The 17,177-nt window shown below is 71.6% G+C and carries 20 protein-coding genes and 1 tRNA gene; 13 read left to right on the forward strand and 8 right to left on the reverse strand.

What is annotated here, in order from left to right; translation table 11 throughout:
* Positions 1–117 precede the first annotated feature (117 nt).
* Positions 118–696 carry a hypothetical protein gene (locus ACFV9J_RS28510; RefSeq protein ID WP_385358628.1) on the reverse strand — a complete coding sequence of 193 codons (579 nt, stop codon included), beginning with the start codon at positions 694–696 and terminating at the stop codon, positions 118–120.
* Between the two features lie 196 nt (positions 697–892).
* Here ACFV9J_RS28510 and ACFV9J_RS28515 point away from each other — a divergent pair, with 196 nt between their 5' ends.
* Together ACFV9J_RS28515 and ACFV9J_RS28520 are read left to right on the forward strand one after the other, a co-directional pair.
* Entirely contained in the window at positions 893–1,105 is a 213-nt protein-coding gene (locus ACFV9J_RS28515; protein WP_003975067.1) for a ferredoxin, read from the forward strand.
* 59 nt (positions 1,106–1,164) lie between these two features.
* Positions 1,165–2,040, forward strand: a complete 876-nt coding sequence (locus ACFV9J_RS28520) for an FkbM family methyltransferase (RefSeq protein WP_385358630.1) — start codon at positions 1,165–1,167, stop codon at positions 2,038–2,040.
* Positions 2,041–2,361: 321 nt separating this feature from the next.
* Here the strand turns inward: ACFV9J_RS28520 and ACFV9J_RS28525 are convergent, their stop codons facing one another.
* The 3 genes from ACFV9J_RS28525 to ACFV9J_RS28535 all read right to left on the reverse strand — a co-directional run bounded on the left by ACFV9J_RS28525 (position 2,362) and on the right by ACFV9J_RS28535 (position 4,508).
* Positions 2,362–3,144 (reverse strand): glycosyltransferase family 2 protein, encoded by a 783-nt coding sequence (locus ACFV9J_RS28525; RefSeq protein ID WP_385358631.1) that lies wholly within the window; start codon positions 3,142–3,144, stop codon positions 2,362–2,364.
* 8 nt (positions 3,145–3,152) lie between these two features.
* Positions 3,153–3,941 (reverse strand): GntR family transcriptional regulator, encoded by a 789-nt coding sequence (locus ACFV9J_RS28530; RefSeq protein WP_385358633.1) that lies wholly within the window; start codon positions 3,939–3,941, stop codon positions 3,153–3,155.
* Between the two features lie 186 nt (positions 3,942–4,127).
* The gene (locus ACFV9J_RS28535; protein WP_385358636.1) at positions 4,128–4,508 is read right to left on the reverse strand and encodes a DUF6344 domain-containing protein; all 381 of its coding nucleotides are present in this window, start codon (positions 4,506–4,508) and stop codon (positions 4,128–4,130) included.
* Between the two features lie 338 nt (positions 4,509–4,846).
* Here ACFV9J_RS28535 and ACFV9J_RS28540 point away from each other — a divergent pair, with 338 nt between their 5' ends.
* Both ACFV9J_RS28540 and ACFV9J_RS28545 read left to right on the forward strand, forming a co-directional pair.
* The gene (locus tag ACFV9J_RS28540; RefSeq protein WP_003999697.1) at positions 4,847–4,975 is read left to right on the forward strand and encodes a DLW-39 family protein; all 129 of its coding nucleotides are present in this window, start codon (positions 4,847–4,849) and stop codon (positions 4,973–4,975) included.
* 129 nt (positions 4,976–5,104) lie between these two features.
* A complete protein-coding gene (locus tag ACFV9J_RS28545) occupies positions 5,105–6,445 on the forward strand; it encodes a hypothetical protein (protein ID WP_385358637.1) in 1,341 nt (446 codons plus the stop codon).
* 59 nt (positions 6,446–6,504) lie between these two features.
* Here ACFV9J_RS28545 and ACFV9J_RS28550 read toward each other — a convergent pair whose 3' ends face one another.
* Positions 6,505–8,244: a serine/threonine-protein kinase gene (locus ACFV9J_RS28550; protein WP_385358639.1), complete on the reverse strand. Its 1,740-nt coding sequence runs from the start codon at positions 8,242–8,244 to the stop codon at positions 6,505–6,507.
* An 87-nt stretch (positions 8,245–8,331) separates the two neighbouring features.
* A complete protein-coding gene (locus ACFV9J_RS28555) occupies positions 8,332–8,880 on the reverse strand; it encodes a DNA-binding protein (RefSeq protein WP_011029275.1) in 549 nt (182 codons plus the stop codon).
* Positions 8,881–9,060: 180 nt separating this feature from the next.
* Between ACFV9J_RS28555 and ACFV9J_RS28560 the strand changes: the two genes are divergently transcribed.
* Both ACFV9J_RS28560 and ACFV9J_RS28565 read left to right on the forward strand, forming a co-directional pair.
* Positions 9,061–9,133: transfer RNA gene (locus tag ACFV9J_RS28560), tRNA-Ala, on the forward strand.
* A gap of 397 nt (positions 9,134–9,530) precedes the next feature.
* The gene (locus ACFV9J_RS28565) at positions 9,531–10,307 is read left to right on the forward strand and encodes an isoprenyl transferase (RefSeq protein ID WP_385358642.1); all 777 of its coding nucleotides are present in this window, start codon (positions 9,531–9,533) and stop codon (positions 10,305–10,307) included.
* A gap of 119 nt (positions 10,308–10,426) precedes the next feature.
* Here the strand turns inward: ACFV9J_RS28565 and ACFV9J_RS28570 are convergent, their stop codons facing one another.
* Positions 10,427–11,125, reverse strand: a complete 699-nt coding sequence (locus ACFV9J_RS28570) for a DUF5324 family protein (RefSeq protein WP_385358644.1) — start codon at positions 11,123–11,125, stop codon at positions 10,427–10,429.
* Positions 11,126–11,445: 320 nt separating this feature from the next.
* Between ACFV9J_RS28570 and ACFV9J_RS28575 the strand changes: the two genes are divergently transcribed.
* Both ACFV9J_RS28575 and ACFV9J_RS28580 read left to right on the forward strand, forming a co-directional pair.
* Complete coding sequence (locus ACFV9J_RS28575; protein ID WP_385358646.1) at positions 11,446–11,979, forward strand: peptidylprolyl isomerase; 534 nt, start codon at positions 11,446–11,448, stop codon at positions 11,977–11,979.
* A 104-nt stretch (positions 11,980–12,083) separates the two neighbouring features.
* A complete protein-coding gene (locus tag ACFV9J_RS28580) occupies positions 12,084–12,977 on the forward strand; it encodes a rhomboid family intramembrane serine protease (RefSeq protein WP_385358648.1) in 894 nt (297 codons plus the stop codon).
* A 268-nt stretch (positions 12,978–13,245) separates the two neighbouring features.
* On the opposite strand, the gene crgA is transcribed toward ACFV9J_RS28580, so the two are convergent.
* Positions 13,246–13,500 (reverse strand): cell division protein CrgA, encoded by a 255-nt coding sequence (gene crgA, locus ACFV9J_RS28585; RefSeq protein WP_003975080.1) that lies wholly within the window; start codon positions 13,498–13,500, stop codon positions 13,246–13,248.
* A 150-nt stretch (positions 13,501–13,650) separates the two neighbouring features.
* Here crgA and ACFV9J_RS28590 point away from each other — a divergent pair, with 150 nt between their 5' ends.
* From ACFV9J_RS28590 to ACFV9J_RS28610, 5 genes are read left to right on the forward strand one after another with little or no spacing between them, the layout of a single operon-like run.
* Positions 13,651–14,430 carry a DUF881 domain-containing protein gene (locus ACFV9J_RS28590; protein ID WP_385358650.1) on the forward strand — a complete coding sequence of 260 codons (780 nt, stop codon included), beginning with the start codon at positions 13,651–13,653 and terminating at the stop codon, positions 14,428–14,430.
* A 45-nt stretch (positions 14,431–14,475) separates the two neighbouring features.
* A complete protein-coding gene (locus ACFV9J_RS28595; RefSeq protein WP_385358672.1) occupies positions 14,476–14,673 on the forward strand; it encodes a hypothetical protein in 198 nt (65 codons plus the stop codon).
* Positions 14,670–15,308, forward strand: a complete 639-nt coding sequence (locus ACFV9J_RS28600; RefSeq protein WP_385358652.1) for an aminodeoxychorismate/anthranilate synthase component II — start codon at positions 14,670–14,672, stop codon at positions 15,306–15,308. Before ACFV9J_RS28595 ends, ACFV9J_RS28600 begins: the two co-directional genes overlap by 4 nt.
* Positions 15,305–16,345 (forward strand): class E sortase, encoded by a 1,041-nt coding sequence (locus ACFV9J_RS28605; RefSeq protein ID WP_385358655.1) that lies wholly within the window; start codon positions 15,305–15,307, stop codon positions 16,343–16,345. Before ACFV9J_RS28600 ends, ACFV9J_RS28605 begins: the two co-directional genes overlap by 4 nt.
* A 13-nt stretch (positions 16,346–16,358) precedes the next feature.
* Positions 16,359–17,120 (forward strand): class E sortase, encoded by a 762-nt coding sequence (locus ACFV9J_RS28610; RefSeq protein WP_385358657.1) that lies wholly within the window; start codon positions 16,359–16,361, stop codon positions 17,118–17,120.
* Positions 17,121–17,177 lie beyond the last annotated feature (57 nt).

Consider the following 17,177-nt stretch of genomic DNA (forward strand, 5'->3'; position numbering starts at 1 on the left):
GGTACCGCACGCGAAAACGGCGCCGGCATGGTTTGGCACCGGTCCCCACGAGGGGAGGGACCGGAGCCAAACCATGCCGACGCGCACATGTGAACGGGCGGCGGCAGCCGCCGTGGGTCAGTCCTCGGCGGACGGGCCGGTGGACGAAGCGGCGGGCGAATCGGCGGACGACCCGCGGGCGGGCGGGACCAGGAGGTCGCGCTCCGGGTGCTTCTCGCCGGTGACGCGGCCCCGGATGCCGAGATCGGCCCTGGCCGCCTCGTGGAAGGCGTTGATGGCGCGGAACGCGGCGCGGTGCCGCTCCCGCCACTCCTCCAGGCTGCCGTCGATCCGGCCGGTCGCCTGCCAGTCGATCTCGGCGAGCACCACGTTCAGCTCGTGCCCGGACTCGATGGCGTCGTCCCCGCCGAGCAGCATGACCCGCTCGAAGGCCGCCCCCCAGCGCAGGCTCGCCGCCGCGAGGTCGTCGCGGAGGTCCTCCTCGCCGCGGTGGGTCTCGCGCAGTCCCTCCCGCGCCTCGTACAGCGGCACGGACGCGGCGATCCGCAGCTTGGCGGCGTCCACGTACTCCCCGTAGGCGTCGACCTTCTTGTCGTCCCACCGCGTCAGCAGCTGGTTGCGGTTGCGGCTCCGCTCCATCAGGTAGTTCGTGACGTGTGTGGTCAGCGCGCCGACCAGCACGGCCGCGATGGTCACGAGTTGCTCGCCGGTCCCCAAACCGTTCCCCCCTCGGTCGCGACTCGTGGGATTGCCGGACGATCTTACGAGGATCGGGGCGGGCGGGCCAACCGGCGGGGCGGTCAACAGGCGTGCGGGCGGGGCGGGTTCAGTACACCGATCCGTGGGCAGGCAGGTCGTGAAGGCTCCGAAACCGACCGCCGCTGGAGTGCGCATGAGGATCTCCGTCGACCCCGAGCAGTGTTACGGCTCCGGAGACTGCGTCCACCGGGCCCCGTCCGTCTTCACCCAGGTGGGCGGTCTCGGTGCCGTCATACCCGGCCGGGAACACGACGTCGACGCCCCGCGGGTGCGCGAGGCGGCCGAAGGGTGTCCGTCCGCCGCGATCACCATCGCCCGCACGGAAGCGGAAGAGGTCCGGGGCTGAGTACGCGGGGCGAACCGGGCGCCGCCGCCGAGGCCCTGGTCGGACTCGCGGCGCGGTACGTGCGCAACGGCCCCGGCACCCTCGGGAAGGCGGCCCTCGCGACGCGCTGGCTCAACGCGCACCTGCGCGAGCACCCCCGCCGGGCCGTCGTCGAGCTGCCGTCGGGCGGTCGCTTCGCCGTGGACACGCAGGACCTCATCCAGCGGTACCTGTACCTGTTCGGCGCCTGGGAGCCGCATCTGACCGCCTGGCTGCGGCGCCGGCTGCGGCCGGGGGACGGTTTCGTCGACGTCGGGGCCAACATCGGCGTCTTCAGCGTCCTGGCGGCCCGGCTGGTCGGCGACGCGGGCCGGGTCGTCGCGATCGAGGCCTCTGTGGACGTCCACCGGCGCCTGGTGGGGAACGCCCGGCTCAACGGCCTCGGGAACATCCGCGCGCTCAACGCCGCCGTCTCGGACCGCACCAGGACCCTGACCTTCGCGCTCGCCAGCTCGCGGAACACGGGGGCGAACAGCATCGTCCCGTACGACGGCCCGGTGGAGTCGAGCTTCCGGACCGAGGCCCGGCCGCTGCCGGAACTCCTCGACACGGCGGAGATCGCGACCGCCCGGGTGATCAAGATCGACGTCGAGGGCGCGGAGGGGAGTGTCGTGCGCGGTCTCGCGCCGATGCTGGGCGCTCTGCGGTCCGACGCGGAGATCGCGGTCGAGGTGGCCCCGGAGCGCATGGCCCGGCTCGGGGACCGGGTCGACGACCTGCTGGCGGTGATGCGGGACGCCGGGTTCCACGGCTACCGGCTGGCCAACGACTACGCGCCCGGGAGCTATCCCCCGGCGCTGAGCGGTGCGCCCCGGGCACCGGTGCGGCTGCGCGGGCCGGTGACCGGGGAGAGCGACCTGGTCTTCTCACGGGTCGACGCGGAACGGCTGCCCTGACCAGTGGGTGTTCCCGCCGGTGGGTGCTCCTGCCGTTGGGGTTCCTGCCGTCGGGTGTTCCCGCCGGTGGGTGCTCCCGTTGTCGGGTGTTCCTGCCGGTGGGTGCTCCCGGCGTTTGGGTTTCTGCTGTCGGGTGTTCCTGCCGGTGGGTGCTCCCGTCGTCGGGTGTTCCTGCCGTCGGGCGTTCCCGCCGGTAGGTGTTCCCGTCGTCGGGCGTTCCTGCCGTCGGGCGTTCACGACGACGAGGTGTTCCTGCCGGTGGGTGCTCCTGCCGTCGGTGCCGCCGCCGTCGCGTGTCCCCGCCGTGGCGTGCCCCGCCGTTCAGCGATCGAAGTCGCCGGTGCCCTCCGGCAGCCGCCATCCGAAGGACGCCAGGGCGCGCGCCCTGGCCTCCACCACCGCCATCCGGGCATCGCGTTCCGCGGGTTCCACGTGGGGCGCCTGGCCGGTCTCCTGGCCCTCCCACTTGCGGTAGAGAAGGCCCACGTCCTCGGTGAACCATCCCCGGCTCACGCAGTTGAGCGCCAGCAGCAGGCCGGTGTCCTCGGAGGCGGGCAGGGCCATCCAGCCGCCGACGGCGAGCAGCAGATCGCGCCGGACCAGCAGGGTCGCCGGATGGACCTGGGCCCGGAAGCCGTTCGCCCTCCAGAAGTCGAGCACCTCCCCGCGCTCGACCGGCCCGTGCGCCGGGTCGCCGGGGAAACCGGCCGTCGAACCGTCGGGCAGGAGGTCCAGGACCCGCGAGGTCGCCCACCCGATCGACGGGTCGGCCTCCAGGGCGGCCAGGTCGCGGGCCAGGGCGCCCGGAGTGAGCCGGTCGTCGGCGTCCAGGACCTTCACGTACGCCCCGTCCGCGTGCGCCAGGGCCATCGTGCGCGCCACCCCCGGCCCGCCCTGCCGTCCGTCGCGCCCCTGGTGGAACACGACCCGCGGATCGTCGGGCACGTGCGGCCGGACGTCCTGAGTGCGGCCGTCCTCCTGGATCACCCAGCGCCACTCCCAGCCGTCGGGCAGCTCCTGTGCGCACAGCGAGGCGTAGGCCTCGGGGAGGAAGGGGGCGGAGGGGCCGTGGACGGCCGTGACGATGACGACGCGCCGGTTCACGACGGCACTCACCACCTTTCCAGACGGGTCGTGAAGAGCAGTTCGGTGCGGTCCCCGGGCAGGGTGACGTCGGAGACGTCCACCACCCGGCCGCCGGTGTCGTACGAGGTCTTGCGGAGCAGGATCACCGACGTGCCCGGCGGCAGGTCCAGGGCCGCCGCCTCCTCCGGTGTCGGCGGGCGGGCGGTCAAGCGCTCCTCCACGCGGTCCAGTTCGACGCCCACGGTGTGCAGCTGGTGCTGAGTGCCGCCCGGCCAGGGCTCGTTGGTCTCGTCCAGAAGGTCGGGATTGGCCGCGACCAGGTCGCGGACGAGGTAGGAGGTGACGAGGCTGAAGGGGGCGGGTTCGGCCGAGTACCGTGTGCGGAAGGTGCGTTGGAGCAGCACGGTGCCCTCGGGAACGCCGAAGGCCTCGGCCAGTTCCCCGGACGCCTTCAGCTCGCGGTACTCGGCGTGGAAGACCAGGTCGTCGCCCCGCAGGCCGGTGTCGTGCTCCGTGGCACCGGTCTCGGCCCTGGTGGCGAGCGGCCGGCGGGCCCGGTCCTTCTCCCACTGGTGGCGGCGGTTGTCCCGCACCGCCGGGGTGCGGGGGCGGCGGACGAAGGTGCCGAGGCCGTGCCGCTTGTCGATCAGCCCCTCGTCGCTCAGCAGCCGGAGCGCGTTCTGCACGGTGGGCACGCTGCGCCGGTAGTGGTGGGCGAGGTCGGCCTCCGAGGGCAGCCGGTCGCCGGGCCGCCGCTCACCCACCCGGATGGAGCGGCGCAGATCGTCAGCGATCACTTCATAGGCCTTGGGCACGGTCGCAGGCTACAACTCCTCAAGAGGTCTTGAAGAGCCGGGTCGGGATAGGGATACGGGTACCGCCGTGTTCCCGCGCACACACGGCGGCGGCCCGGCTGCTCTGTCGAGCGGCCGGGCCGTTTCTCGCGTGTGGTGCGGTACGCAGATCGCCGTTACGTCAGGTTCGGGGGTGGCGCGGGCCGCTCAGCGCTGGAGCGGGATGGTGTGCTGGGCCCGGGACTCGACCGCGGTGTCGTCGCACGGAAGGCCGGTGGTCGTGGTCGTGGTCGTCGTGGTCGCGGCGGCGTCGGCGAGCGGGTGATGGCGGCAGCTGGGCGCCGAGCCGTGCGCCTCGGCGCGGATGCGCTGCTTCATCGTGGGGGGCAGGGAGCCGGTTCGGGACCGGGGCAGGGGAAGCGCGGCCGCGGGTGCCGCCTCGGGGGAGGCGCTCTCGGTGTTGCTGTGCGTTCCGGTCTGCGGTACGGCCGCGGCGGCCGTCGTCGTGACGAGTCCGAGCGCCGTGCACAGCGCGAGGAAGGCGGTGACGATGCTGGTCCACAGCGTCAGGACCTTGTTCCGGGCCATGGCCCCTCACTTTCGGGTTGGGCGATTTGCGTACTTTCCTCATGATGTGTATGAGGACCGCGAAGTGGTGGACCTCAGCCCGTGGCGCGTCGATGTTCAGATGAACACCACCCGAATAGCCGCAAGGTGCTGGAAAAGGTGCGCAGACGGGAGGGAGGCGGGCAAAAGTCACCGCACGTGAGGATGTGATCACCCTCCGATCAGAATGGGTTCGTCCGCTTCTAAAGGGTTCCGGCGACGGGCAGTTGACCGCCGACGCAGGTCACCGATCGGTATCGGCCGGTGTGTATAGTCGGGCGCCGAAGGTCCCCAACGTCAAGGAAAGACGAGGTCGCGCGGTGAAGAAGCTTCTCCTGGTCGCACTGGCCGCCATCGGCGGGCTCCTCGTGTACCGCCAGATCCAGGCGGATCGCGCCGAGCAGGATCTGTGGACGGAGGCGACTGACTCCGTGCCCACGGGTTCGTGAGTACGACCGACATCCGGTCCTGAGCAGACCCCGGCCGTCAAACGGTCGGGGTTTTGTGTTGCCCTGAGAGGGCACGGTCCGCTCGGGGCGGGCGGCGACAGAGCCGGTGAGCGCGAGGGGTGGCGGGTCATGGGACGGTGGTGTACGGCTCGACGGAGCGCCGCGGCGGGACGCGTGCCTGTGGTGGTCGCCGTACTGGCCGCCGTACTGGCCGCCGTACTGGCCACGACCGCCGCCCTGCCCGGCGCCACGTCCTTCGCGGTCGGACGCGTGGCCGGTGCGGCCGGTGCGGCCGGCGGGTACGACTTCGCCGACGACGCCGTACGGATCGCGGGCGCGAGTGCCACGGCGGGCGCCGAACCGCTGGCGGCGGGCGCCACGTACCGCAGCTCCCTGCCGAGGAACGGCACCCTCTACTACCGCCTCGAACTCGACGCCGCCTCGGACGCCTACGTCTCCGTCACCGCCGTTCCCGGCGCCGACGGTGAGGTCACCGCGGTCGACGGCATCCGGGTCTCCGTGCGGGACGCCGACGGCGGCTCGTGCTCCGTGCAGAGCGCGACCTTCGGTGCCGCCCGCAGCCCCCGCCCGGTCACCGCCCGGGGCATGCGCGAGATCGACCCCGCCGCCCATCGGTGCCAGGACTCCGGGGCCTACTACGTGGGCGTCGAGCGGACCCGGCCCCAGGACTCCCCGCCGGACGACTGGGACCTGGAACTCACCGTCGCCACCGAGCCCCGCCCGCGCGAGACCGGCGCGACGAAGGCCCCCGAGGCCTGGGACTCCGCCTCGCCCGAACCCCTCCCCGGCGAGCCGGAACGCCGGCCGGGCGGCCACGGATTCGCCCACGCCACCCTCGTCGGGCAGGGGGTCTGGCGCGACGACATCCGGCCCGGGGAGACCCTTTACTACAAGGTGCCGGTCGACTGGGGCCGCCAGGTGTACGCCACCGCCGAACTCGCCGGCTCCGCGGACGCCTCCGGCTATGCCACCGGTGCCCTGCGGCTGGCCCTGCACAACCCCGTGCGCGGCGAGGTGGACGACGCGGCCAGGGGCTACACCGGGCGGACCACCACGGTCGGCCTCGCTCCCCTGCCGCCCGTGGCGTACCCCAACCGGTACGCCACCGCCGGGCAGGTCGGCGCGCTGCGGTTCGCCGGTGACTATTACGTCGTGGTCCACCTCGCGGCACAGGTGGCCGACGACTTCGGCCAGGGCCCCTTCGCGCTGACGCTGCGCCTGCGGCTCGGGGGATCGCCGGGGACTGGTCCCGGGTACGCGGGGGAGTCCCGGCCGAAGGGCCTCTTCGAGGTCTCCGCGCAGGACCGGGTGGCCGCCCCGGCCGTCGGGGCCGCGGACGACGACCTCGCGATGAAGGCGGTCGCCGTCGGCGGAATCGGCACCGGCAGCCTGCTGCTGCTCGGCCTGGCCGTGTGGACGGCGACGGCCCGGCGCAGGCCCCGGCCGTAGGACCGGGGATGCCCCAGCCGTAGGACCGGGGCATCCCCCGGCCGCCCGGCGCCCCGGACTCAGATCCGGGTCAGCGCCCAGAAGCCCACGGCGTAGCAGGCCAGCGCGAGCAGCAGCAGCGGCAGGGCCACCCGCGCCGGGGGACCGGGACGGTGGCGGCGCCGTGCCCCACGGTGCTGGGCGGGAGGGGCGGACCGCGGGTTCCGGGCGGTGTACGCGGCGGTGGGGACGTCGGCCCGCCGCGCCGGGGACGGCGCGAGGGACTGGGCGGGGAGCGGCGGCCCGTGCGGTGCCGGGTACTGGCTGCGGCCGGGGGCCCGGTCCGGCGGCAGGTGCCGCGGTCCACCCGTGAACGCCGGGTGCGGTGCGGGCGGTTGCGCCGCTCCGGCCGCCGTGTCCGAGGCCGCCGCGTCCGACGTCGGCGTGACGGTCGGCTGCGGGGGTGGCAGATGGAAACTGCCCGTCTCCGACATGGCACCCGACCGCTCGGCCAGGGGCACCTCCTCGGAGGAGGGCGAGGGCGGTGTGGTGGGCCCGGACGGGGTACCGCCGAGGGCAGGCGGTACACCCGGCGGGGGCAGGTGCGGGGACGCGGGCGGCCGTCCGGGGACGGAGGAGGTGCCGGACGTCGTCGCGGGAGTGCCGGGCGGTGTGGACGCGGGCGTCGGGTCCGGGCCCGTCGGGGGCGGACCCGGGACACCGGGCGACGGCCAGTCCTGGCCGGACGGCGGGCCGGCCGGGGGCGTGCCCTGCCAGGGGGGCGTCGGCGGAGTGGCGGGCGGGGACGGGTCCGCACCCGAAGGCACGTCCGAAGCCACGTCCGAAGGCATGTCCGAAGCCACGTCCGAAGCCACGTCCGAAGACGCGCCCGCAGGGCGTCGCGGGTCCGTCGGTACGTCGTCCACGCCGGAGGCCCTCTTGAGCGGGCCCTCGGGCCCGAACCCCGTGGGCAGCGGGCCCACTTGGTCGAAGATCTCGATCAGCTCGTCGTCGGGCCCGGGCTCCGGCAGCAGCTCCACCGCCGCGGCCAGCGCCTTGCGCGCCCCCGTCGAGGTACGGAACCTCGCCGACGGGTCCGGTTGCAGCAGCGTCGCCACGACCTGCCACAGCGGCTCGGGAATCCCGCGCGGCGCGGGCGGCGTACCGTGCTCGGCGAAGTGCTGGACGAGCACCTTGGCGTCCGGCTTGGCCCCTTCCAGCAGATACAGCGCGACCAGACCCACCGCGAACAGGTCCGACGGGAAGTCCGGTTCCGCACCCATCATCTGCTCCGGCGCGAGGTAACCCGGCGTCCCCACCACGAGGTTGGTCTCCGTCAGCCGGGGCTCACCCAGCCGCATCGCGATGCCGAAGTCGGACAGCCTGAGGCGCGGACGGCCCGTCCCCGTCGCCTCCAGGAGCAGGTTGGCGGGCTTGATGTCACGGTGCACCACCCCCTCCCCGTGCACCGCCGCCAGGCCCGACAGGAGCTGGTCGAGCAGCGTGCACACGAATTCGGGCGGCAGCGGCCCGTAGTCCCCGACCAGGTGGACCAACGAGCCTCCCGTGACCAGGTCCATGGTGAACAGGACCTGGTCGTCGTCGGCGGCCCAGCTCGCGGGGGCCAGCACATGGGGGTGATCGATCCGCAGCGCCTGCTCACGGACGAACCGCAGCAGCGAGTGCGCGTCCCGCTGCTGGAGCACCTTCGCGGCCACATAACGCCTGCGCCGGTGGTCCCAGGCACGCCAGACGGCACCCACCCCGCCCCGGCCGATCGGGTCGACCAGCTCGTACCGGCCCGCGAAGACCTCACCCATGGCTGTGCGCCGCTCCTCCCCTGGGACCTGTCGCGCCACTCCCGCGGGCCCGGCCGCCGACCCCCTCGGCGACCGGGCCCCACGGGATCAGTTCTGGTGGGACTGGTAGTGCGCGACCGCGTCCGAGGTGCGGCCCGCGCCGTACACCCGCAGGAACTCCGCCAGCTCCGGATGCGAGGAGGACAGGGAGTCCGCCGCGTCGATGATGTCTCCGGCGGCCGCCACCGAGCGCAGCAGCGACTGGATCTCCCGGACCACCCGCTTGACCGTGGGCGCACCCGAACTACTGGTGGTCGTCGTGGTGTTGCTGAGCACCGAGCCCCCCTGGGACTTCCTGATCTCGTCCATGCGCTCCGTGGCCTCGGCCGCGCTCACACTGCCGTCGGCGACCTGCCCCGCCAGGTCCTGCAGCAGCTGCACCCGCTGGACCACCGCGGGATTGCCGATCTTCGCCCGCTGGCCGCTCATCAGCTGCGACAGCATCGGCGCGGACAGCCCCAGCACTCCCGCGAGACGAGCCTGGTTGAGACCGAGATCGTCGATAAGCCTGCGGAAGAGCGCCCCCAGCGGCTCCCCGTACCAGTTCCGCTGCAGTTCCCGCGCTCTTGCGGTGGCTTCCTGCTGTGCGGCGTCCATTGCGTCTCCCCATCGCTTCCCCAAAAACCGCAGTTCGCTCCAGCGAACCACGCCGAGCATCTTACGGAGCGTGGTCGTTCCCCGGGAGCCCCAATCATTTGTGAGATACGGGGGGCGACCCGGTACTCTTGTCCGCGGCGACCGGCGGTCCGTGACACCAGGACCGGCGACGCCACCCGAGGGGCCTTAGCTCAGTTGGTAGAGCGCTGTCTTTGCATGGCAGATGTCAGGGGTTCGACTCCCCTAGGCTCCACCGTAAAGAGCGCCTCCGACCTGCGGAAACGTAGATCGGAGGCGCTCTGTTCGCTTCCGGCCGGCCGCAGGGGCCCGCCCGCGCGGGCGTGGGGCGGACGGAGACGTTCCTCACCGTCGCCGACCCCACACCGTGCCCGGCACCGCACGCACCGCCCGGATGATCAACAACGACCGGAGGGAAAGGGCCAGTTGAGCACGTGGAACAGCGCCCCGGCGCCCGCGCCGTCACGCGGACCGGCCCCCGGACGGGCCCCTCTCGGCGCCCCGGCGACGCTGTCTGCTCTTGATATCGTCACCCCACAGGGCATCAGCGCAGACCCCTGCGGGGCGGTGCCACGTGGCTCATCGCCGTCGGAGCCGTCCGGTCGCTACCGACGAGGTGGAAGGGGTAGAGCATGCGGGCGAAGGTACGGGCCGCTCTCGACGCGCTGTATATGAAGCGCCTGGTCAAGGAGTTGGAAGGACGCCCACGCCCCCAGCACATCGGCATCATGCTCGACGGCAACCGCCGCTGGGCCAAGATGTCGGGCATCGACGACCCCCGCGAGGGCTACCGGGCCGGCGGCGCCAAGGTGCTGGACTTCCTGCGCTGGTGCGACTCCGCGCAGATCGAGCACGTCACCCTCTTCATGCTCTCCGACGACAACCTCGCCCGGCCCGAGGAGCAGCTGAACCCCCTCATCGACATCATCGCCGAGGTCGTCGAGCAGCTGGCCGCGCCGGGCAACCCCTGGCCCGTCGAGGCCGTCGGCGCCCTGGACCTGCTGCCCGCGGAGTCCGCGAGCCGCCTCAAGACCGCCACCGCCGCCACCCAGGGCCGCAAGGGCGGCACCAAGGTCGACGTCGCCGTTGGCTACGGCGGCAGACGCGAGATCGTCGACGCCGTGCGCTCCGCCCTGACCGAGCACAGCTCCCAGGGCGGTGACATCGACGAGTTCATCGAGACCTTCACCATGGAGCACATCTCCAAGCACCTGTACTCCAAGACACGGTCCGAGTCCGACCTCATCATCCGCACCTCCGGCGAGCAGCGGCTCTCCGGATTCCTGCTCTGGCAGTCCGCCTACGCCGAGGTCCACTTCTGCGAGACGTACTGGCCGGACTTCCGGGAGATCGACTTCCTGCGCGCCCTGCGCTCCTACTCCCTGCGGGAACGCCGCTACGGCCGCTGAGCGCCGTTTCACGTGAAACATCGCCGCGGGGCGGGAGACTCACGGTCTCCCGCCCCGCGGCGGTAACGAAACGACAGGAAACGACAGAAGGCGGCCGGCGCCAGTACGGCGAGCGGAGATCAGCGGGGCTCGTCGCCCTCCGCCTCCTCCTGGGCCTGCTTGGCCCGCACCTCGGGATCGAGGATCGCCTCACCGGTGCCGTCCACCGACGTCAGCCGGCCCGACTCGGGAACCTCCGTCGCCTCCGGCGGCTCCACCAGCCAGTCCGGGTTGGCCTGCTTGTCCCACCACTTCCACGCGGCGAAGGCGCCGCCCGCGACGACCCCAACCACCGCGAGGACCTTGGCGACCCGGCCGGCCCTGGCCCGGCGCTGGTGCTTGCGCGTCAGCCTCTGGATCTCCTTGGCCGTGACCTGACCGCGCAGCGCGGCCAGCGCGGCGGTACCGCGCGCCGTGGCCTCGTCGCGCACGGGGCCCGCCGCGGCCACCGCCTGCTCGATCCTCGGACGTGAGTAGTCGGCCGCCTGCCGAGCGGCCAGACGCGTACGGACAGCGGCCTCCTGCGCGGCCGCGTCCATCTTCGGCGGCACATGCGTACGGGCCTGTTCCAGCCGCGGCGCCACGTGGGTGCCGTACTGCAGGCGCGCCTGGCACGTGGCCTGCGACACCTTGGGCGCCAGCCGTACGCGCGCCTCCTGTGCATAGTGAGCGGCCCTGTCCTTGGCCGTGTCGGCGTAGGGCGCCACCACTTCCGCGGCGTGCAGCACGCTGTCCTTCGCCGAACCGGTCGCGGCGCGCACGCTGTCGATGCGGGTCACGGGTTCCTCCTCCTCGGTGGCGTACGGTAATTCGACTTTCCACCCTTTTACGGATCATGCCTGGGGACGCGCCGCCAGGCATGCGAGGGCGGGCATCCGGGTCACGGACGATGCCGCCGCGTCCTCTGGGGCAAGTGGTGATGAAGTTGCGAACAAGAGCTGATCAACGTCGATAACCGATGAATACCGGGCAACACGAGCCTGTCCACGACCATGCCACGGATCGGCGCCCCACGCTCGCGACCCAGCGGTAAGAGCACCGAACGCGCCCTCGGCCGTGCGAGGATCGGTGCGCACAACAGGACGACGGAAGGCACCTCGTGGCCGCGCAGCTCTACGCCACCCTGAAGACCGACCAAGGTGACATCGAGGTCCGGCTGCTGCCGAACCACGCACCCAGGACCGTCAAGAACTTCGTCGAGCTGGCCCGCGGCGAGCGGGAGTGGACCCACCCCGCCACCGGCGAGAAATCCATGGCCCGGCTCTACGACGGCACCGTCTTCCACCGGGTCCTGAGCGGTTTCATGATCCAGGGCGGCGATCCGCTGGGCAACGGCACCGGCGACCCCGGCTACCAGTTCCCCGACGAGTTCCACCCCGACCTCGCCTTCGACAGGCCGTACCTGATGGCCATGGCCAACGCCGGCCCCGGGACCAACGGCTCGCAGTTCTTCATCACCGTCTCCCCGACGACCTGGCTGAACCGCAAGCACACGATCTTCGGCGAAGTGACCGACGCGGCCAGTCAGAAGGTCGTCGACACCATCGCCGCCGCCCGGACCAACCCCCGCACCGAGCGGCCCCTCACCGACATCGTCATCGAGTCGGTCGTCGTCGAGACACGGAACGTCTGACGCCCCGCCACACCGGGCAGGAACCAAACGCCCCGCTCATCCGTAGAGAAGGGCGGGGCGGTGCATCTGCACACACCGCCCGCAGGGACGACCGAGGGGATGCCATGGACCACGCGGCGGCCGGCCGGCCGGATGCCCAGAGCCTGCCCGGTTGCTATCGCCATCCGGACCGCGAGACCGGCATCCGCTGCACCCGCTGCGAGCGCCCCATCTGCCCGGACTGCATGGTCAACGCCTCGGTCGGCTTCCACTGCCCCGACTGCGCCGCCGGCCGCACACCGGGCGCCACCGGCCCGGCCCCGAGCGCCTCCCGGCCCCGCACCCTCGCGGGCGGCGCCGTCGCGGCCGACCCCCACCTCGTCACCAAGATCCTGATCGGGATCAACGTGGCGGTGTTCATCGCCGTCCAGGCGCTCCCGTCGTCCTTCCTCAGCGACATGGTGCTCATCGGACGCTGGCCCCCCGCCCCCTTCGTCCCGACCGAGGGCGTCGCGGAGGGCGAGTGGTACCGGCTGGTGACCACGATGTTCACCCACGAGGAGATCTGGCACATCGGCTTCAACATGATCAGCCTCTGGTTCCTCGGCGGTCCCTTGGAAGCGGCCCTCGGCAGAGCCCGCTACCTCGCGCTCTATGTCGTCTCCGGCCTGGCCGGCAGCGTGCTCGCCTACCTGCTGGCCTCGCCCACCACGGCCACCCTCGGCGCCTCCGGCGCGATCTTCGGCCTCTTCGGCGCCACCGCCGCCCTCGTGCGCCGGCTCAACGCCGACATGCGGCCGGTCGTCATCCTGCTGGTGATCAGCCTGATCTTCACCTTCACCCGGAGCAACATCTCCTGGCAGGCCCACGTCGGCGGCCTCGTCGCGGGTGCCGTGATCGGCTACGCCATGCTCCACGCGCCCCGTGAGCGGCGCACGCTCGTCCAGTACGGCACCTGTGCGCTGGTTCTCCTGGTCGTCGTCGGACTGACCCTGCTGAGGTCGGCGCAGCTCACCTGAGCGCTCGTTGTCCACAGTAGGTGGCGGATCTTGTGCACAGCGTGCGGGAACACCTGTGCCCCCTGTCGCTGACCAGTGTTATCGCAGGTCAGACAGGGGGCGAACATGTTTTCGGATGCTGGGCCCAGCCGGTACTTCCGTCACACCGGCGTCAACGCCGAGTGGGTTATCCACAGATCGTCTTTCTTTTTCCCCAGCGTGTGGACAATGTCTGTGGATAACTCCGCGCATACCCCTGGGCAGAGCTGTCGGGCAGCCGTCGCCGGGGCTACTTCCACTGCGTGGAGACGCCGAACCCCGCGGCGATGAAACCGAAGCCCACCACGATGTTCCAGTTGCCCAGGGAGTCGATGGGCAGGGAACCGTCGGTGACGTAGAAGACGACGATCCAGGCCAGGCCGATGACGAACATGGCCAGCATGACCGGCGCCACCCAGCCGCGGCTGGTCAGCTTGATGCTGGTCGCCTGCTTCGAGGGCGGCGGCGTGTAATCGGCCTTCTTGCGGATACGTGACTTCGGCACGAGGGTCTCTCCTGTCGATGCGCTGCGTGGCCGCGCAGGGAACGGGGCTCGGTCTCGGGTGCGGCGTGGATGGGACGAGGGGACTCTGAGCGCTCCCCCGGGCGTCCGTTAGCGTAGTCCTTCCGTGGCGCCGAAGGAGATAAGGGTACGTTGAGCAATTCTGCCGACTCCCCCGGGACGGGATCCAGCCCTGTCCGCCGGCGCCGTTTCCGGCCCGTGCGGGTACTCACGGCGGCCGTCTTCGCCCTCGCGGGACTTATCTTCTTCACCAGCTTCAATACCGCGAAGGGCACCAATATCCGTACGGACTCCTCTTTGCTCAAGTTGTCCGATCTCATCCATGAACGCAGCCGGGAGAACGGCGATCTGGAGGAGTCCAACGGAGCCCTGCGCGAGGACGTCGAATCGCTCGCGGAACGCGACGACGGCCGTACGAAGTCGGAGGACGACAAGCTCGCGGCGCTGGAGGAGAAGGCGGGTACGCAGAAGCTGAAGGGTGAGGCGATCACCGTCACGCTCGACGACGCCCCGCCGGACGCCACCGCGAAGCTCCCCGGCTACCCGGAGCCGCAGCCCGACTACCTGGTCATCCACCAGCAGGACCTCCAGGCCGTGGTGAACGCGCTGTGGCAGGGCGGCGCCGAGGGCATCAAGGTCATGGACCAGCGGCTGATCTCCACCAGCGCGGTGCGCTGCGTGGGCAACACCCTGATCCTCCAGGGCCGCGTCTACTCACCGCCGTACAAGATCCAGGCGGTCGGCGAACCGGAGCGGCTGAAGAAGGCGCTGGCGAAGTCGCCGGCGATCCAGAACTACATGGTCTACGTCAACGTGTACGGGCTCGGCTGGAAGGTCGAGGACGACGGCCGGGCGACCCTGCCGGGCTACTCCGGCACGGCGGACCTGCACTATGCCCAGCCTGTGGATTAGGGCCGTTCCCGAGGGCCGCGCGCCGCTAGTCTGGTGCGGTACGGCGTGAGTCTGGCGCCGTGGTGCGACGGAAGGGACGGCATGTACGGCTGGATCTGGCGGCATCTGCCGGGGAACGCTTGGGTGAAGGCGCTGCTCTCGCTCATGCTGGCGATGACCGTGGTCTACGTCCTGTTCCAGTACGTCTTCCCGTGGGCCGAACCGCTGCTGCCCTTCAACGATGTGACGGTGGACAACCAGTGAGCGCGCGCATCCTCGTCGTCGACAACTACGACAGCTTCGTCTTCAACCTCGTCCAGTACCTCTACCAACTCGGCGCCGAGTGCGAGGTGCTGCGCAACGACGAGGTCTCGACGGCGCACGCCCAGGACGGCTTCGACGGCGTGCTGCTGTCGCCGGGCCCGGGCACGCCGGAGCAGGCCGGGGTCTGCGTCGAGATGGTGCGGCACTGCGCGGCGACCGGCGTGCCGGTCTTCGGCGTGTGCCTGGGCATGCAGTCGATGCAGGTGGCGTACGGCGGTGTGGTGGACCGGGCGCCGGAGCTGCTGCACGGCAAGACCTCGCCGGTCGAGCACACGGGGCAGGGCGTCTTCGCGGGCCTGCCCTCCCCCTTCACCGCGACGCGGTACCACTCGCTGGCGGCGGAGCCGGCCACGGTGCCGGCCGAGCTGGAGGTGACGGCCCGTACGCCGGACGGGATCGTGATGGGCCTGCGCCACCGGGAACTGCTGGTGGAGGGCGTGCAGTTCCACCCGGAGTCGGTGCTGACCGAGCACGGGCACCGGATGCTGGCCAACTGGCTGGTGGAGTGCGGCGACCGGGACGCGGTGGCGAGGTCGGCGGGGCTCGCCCCGGTGGTGGGCAGGGCCACGGCGTGACCGCGCTGCGCCCCGAGCGCGACTCCGGCACGGCCGGTGACCAGGGATCCTCGTACGGACAGCCGTACGGGGATTCCGGTGCGTTCGGGGAGCAGTACCGGCCGCCGCTTCTCGACGACGAGACGGTGGCGCTGCGGGTCCCGGAGCCCGCATCGCGCCGGACGGCCGCCGAGAGTGGCTCCGCCGCCGCTTCTGCCGGGGACGGTCCGGTGGGCGGCGGTCGCGCGGCCCGCAGGAAGGCCGCGAAACGGCGTCACGGGCGCCGTGGGGCGCCCAGGGACCAGGTCCCGGAGGAAGAGGCCGAGCAGGCCCCGAAGGCGCCCCTGTCGCGCGTGGAGGCCCGTCGGCAGGCCCGGGCGCGCAAGCCCGGCGCCGCGGTGGTCGCCAGCCGGGCCATCGGTGAGATCTTCATCACGACCGGCGTGCTGATGCTGCTGTTCGTCACCTACCAGCTGTGGTGGACGAACGTGCGGGCGCACGCCCAGGCGAACCAGGCCGCGAGCGACCTCCAGGACGACTGGGCGAGCGGCAAGCGCAACCCGGGGGCCTTCGAGCCCGGACAGGGGTTCGCGCTGCTGCACATCCCCAAGCTGGACGTGGTGGTGCCGGTCGCGGAGGGCATCAGCAGCAAGAAGGTGCTGGACCGGGGCATGGTCGGGCACTACGCGGAGGACGGGCTGAAGACGGCGATGCCGGACGCCAAGACCGGCAACTTCGGGCTCGCGGGGCACCGCAACACGCACGGCGAGCCGTTCCGGTACATCAACAAGCTGGAGCCGGGCGACCCGATCGTGGTGGAGACGCAGGACAAGTACTTCGTCTACAAGATGGCGTCGATCCTGCCGGTGACCTCGCCGAGCAACGTGAGCGTGCTGGACCCGGTCCCCAAGCAGTCCGGCTTCAAGGGACCCGGCCGCTACATCACCCTCACCACCTGCACGCCGGAGTTCACCAGCAAGTACCGCATGATCGTGTGGGGCAAGATGGTCGAGGAACGGCCGCGCAGCAAGGGCAAGCCGGATGCGCTCGTCAGTTAAGGGCGGATGACCAGTGGCAGCGACCACCGACACGGAGCACCAGGAGCAGGCCCAGACGGGAGGTCGCGGGCGGCGCCGACCCGGACGGATCGTCGCGCAGGCGGTCAGCGCCCTCGGCGAACTGCTCATCACCGCGGGCCTGGTGATGGGCCTGTTCGTCGTCTACTCGCTGTGGTGGACGAACGTGGTCGCCGACCGCGCGGCGGACAAGCAGGCCGAGAAGGTCCGTGACAACTGGGCCCAGGACCGGGTGGGCGGGAACGGCCAGGACGGCCCGGGGGCGCTGGACACCAAGGCGGGCATCGGCTTCCTGCACGTCCCGGCGATGAGCGAGGGCGACATCCTGGTGGAGAAGGGCACGTCGATGAAGATCCTCAACGACGGCGTGGCCGGCTACTACACCGACCCGGTGACGGCGACGCTGCCCACCTCGGACAAGAAGGGCAACTTCTCGCTCGCCGCCCACCGCGACGGGCACGGCGCCAAGTTCCACAACATCGACAAGATCGAGAAGGGCGACCCGATCGTCTTCGAGACGAAGGACACCTGGTACGTGTACAAGACGTACGCCGTCCTCCCCGAGACCTCGAAGTTCAACGTCGACGTCCTCGACGCGATCCCGGGCGGGTCCGGCAAGAAGAAGGCCGGCCGCTACATCACCCTGACGACCTGCACCCCGGTCTACACGAGCCGCTACCGCTACGTGGTGTGGGGCGAGCTGGTCCGCACCGAGAAGGTGGACGGCGACCGGACACCGCCCAAGGAGCTGCGCTGAGGCCCACCGGGCCGACGCGTACGACGGAGCCCCGGTCCCCTCAGCCGAGCTGAGGGG

It is taken from the genome of Streptomyces sp. NPDC059906 (genome assembly GCF_042730645.1).
Classification (GTDB): domain Bacteria; phylum Actinomycetota; class Actinomycetes; order Streptomycetales; family Streptomycetaceae; genus Streptomyces; species Streptomyces rubrogriseus.

What these genes read in the sequence shown, in the direction of transcription:
- ACFV9J_RS28515 (WP_003975067.1), top strand. Translation starts at nt 893, where the DNA reads ATGAGGATCTCCGTCGACCCCGAGCAGTGTTACGGCTCCGGAGACTGC.
- ACFV9J_RS28535 (WP_385358636.1), bottom strand. Translation starts at nt 4,508, where the DNA reads ATGGCCCGGAACAAGGTCCTGACGCTGTGGACCAGCATCGTCACCGCC.
- ACFV9J_RS28550 (WP_385358639.1), bottom strand. Translation starts at nt 8,244, where the DNA reads ATGGGTGAGGTCTTCGCGGGCCGGTACGAGCTGGTCGACCCGATCGGC.
- ACFV9J_RS28555 (WP_011029275.1), bottom strand. Translation starts at nt 8,880, where the DNA reads ATGGACGCCGCACAGCAGGAAGCCACCGCAAGAGCGCGGGAACTGCAG.
- ACFV9J_RS28565 (WP_385358642.1), top strand. Translation starts at nt 9,531, where the DNA reads ATGCGGGCGAAGGTACGGGCCGCTCTCGACGCGCTGTATATGAAGCGC.
- ACFV9J_RS28580 (WP_385358648.1), top strand. Translation starts at nt 12,084, where the DNA reads ATGGACCACGCGGCGGCCGGCCGGCCGGATGCCCAGAGCCTGCCCGGT.
- ACFV9J_RS28545 (WP_385358637.1), top strand. Translation starts at nt 5,105, where the DNA reads ATGGGACGGTGGTGTACGGCTCGACGGAGCGCCGCGGCGGGACGCGTG.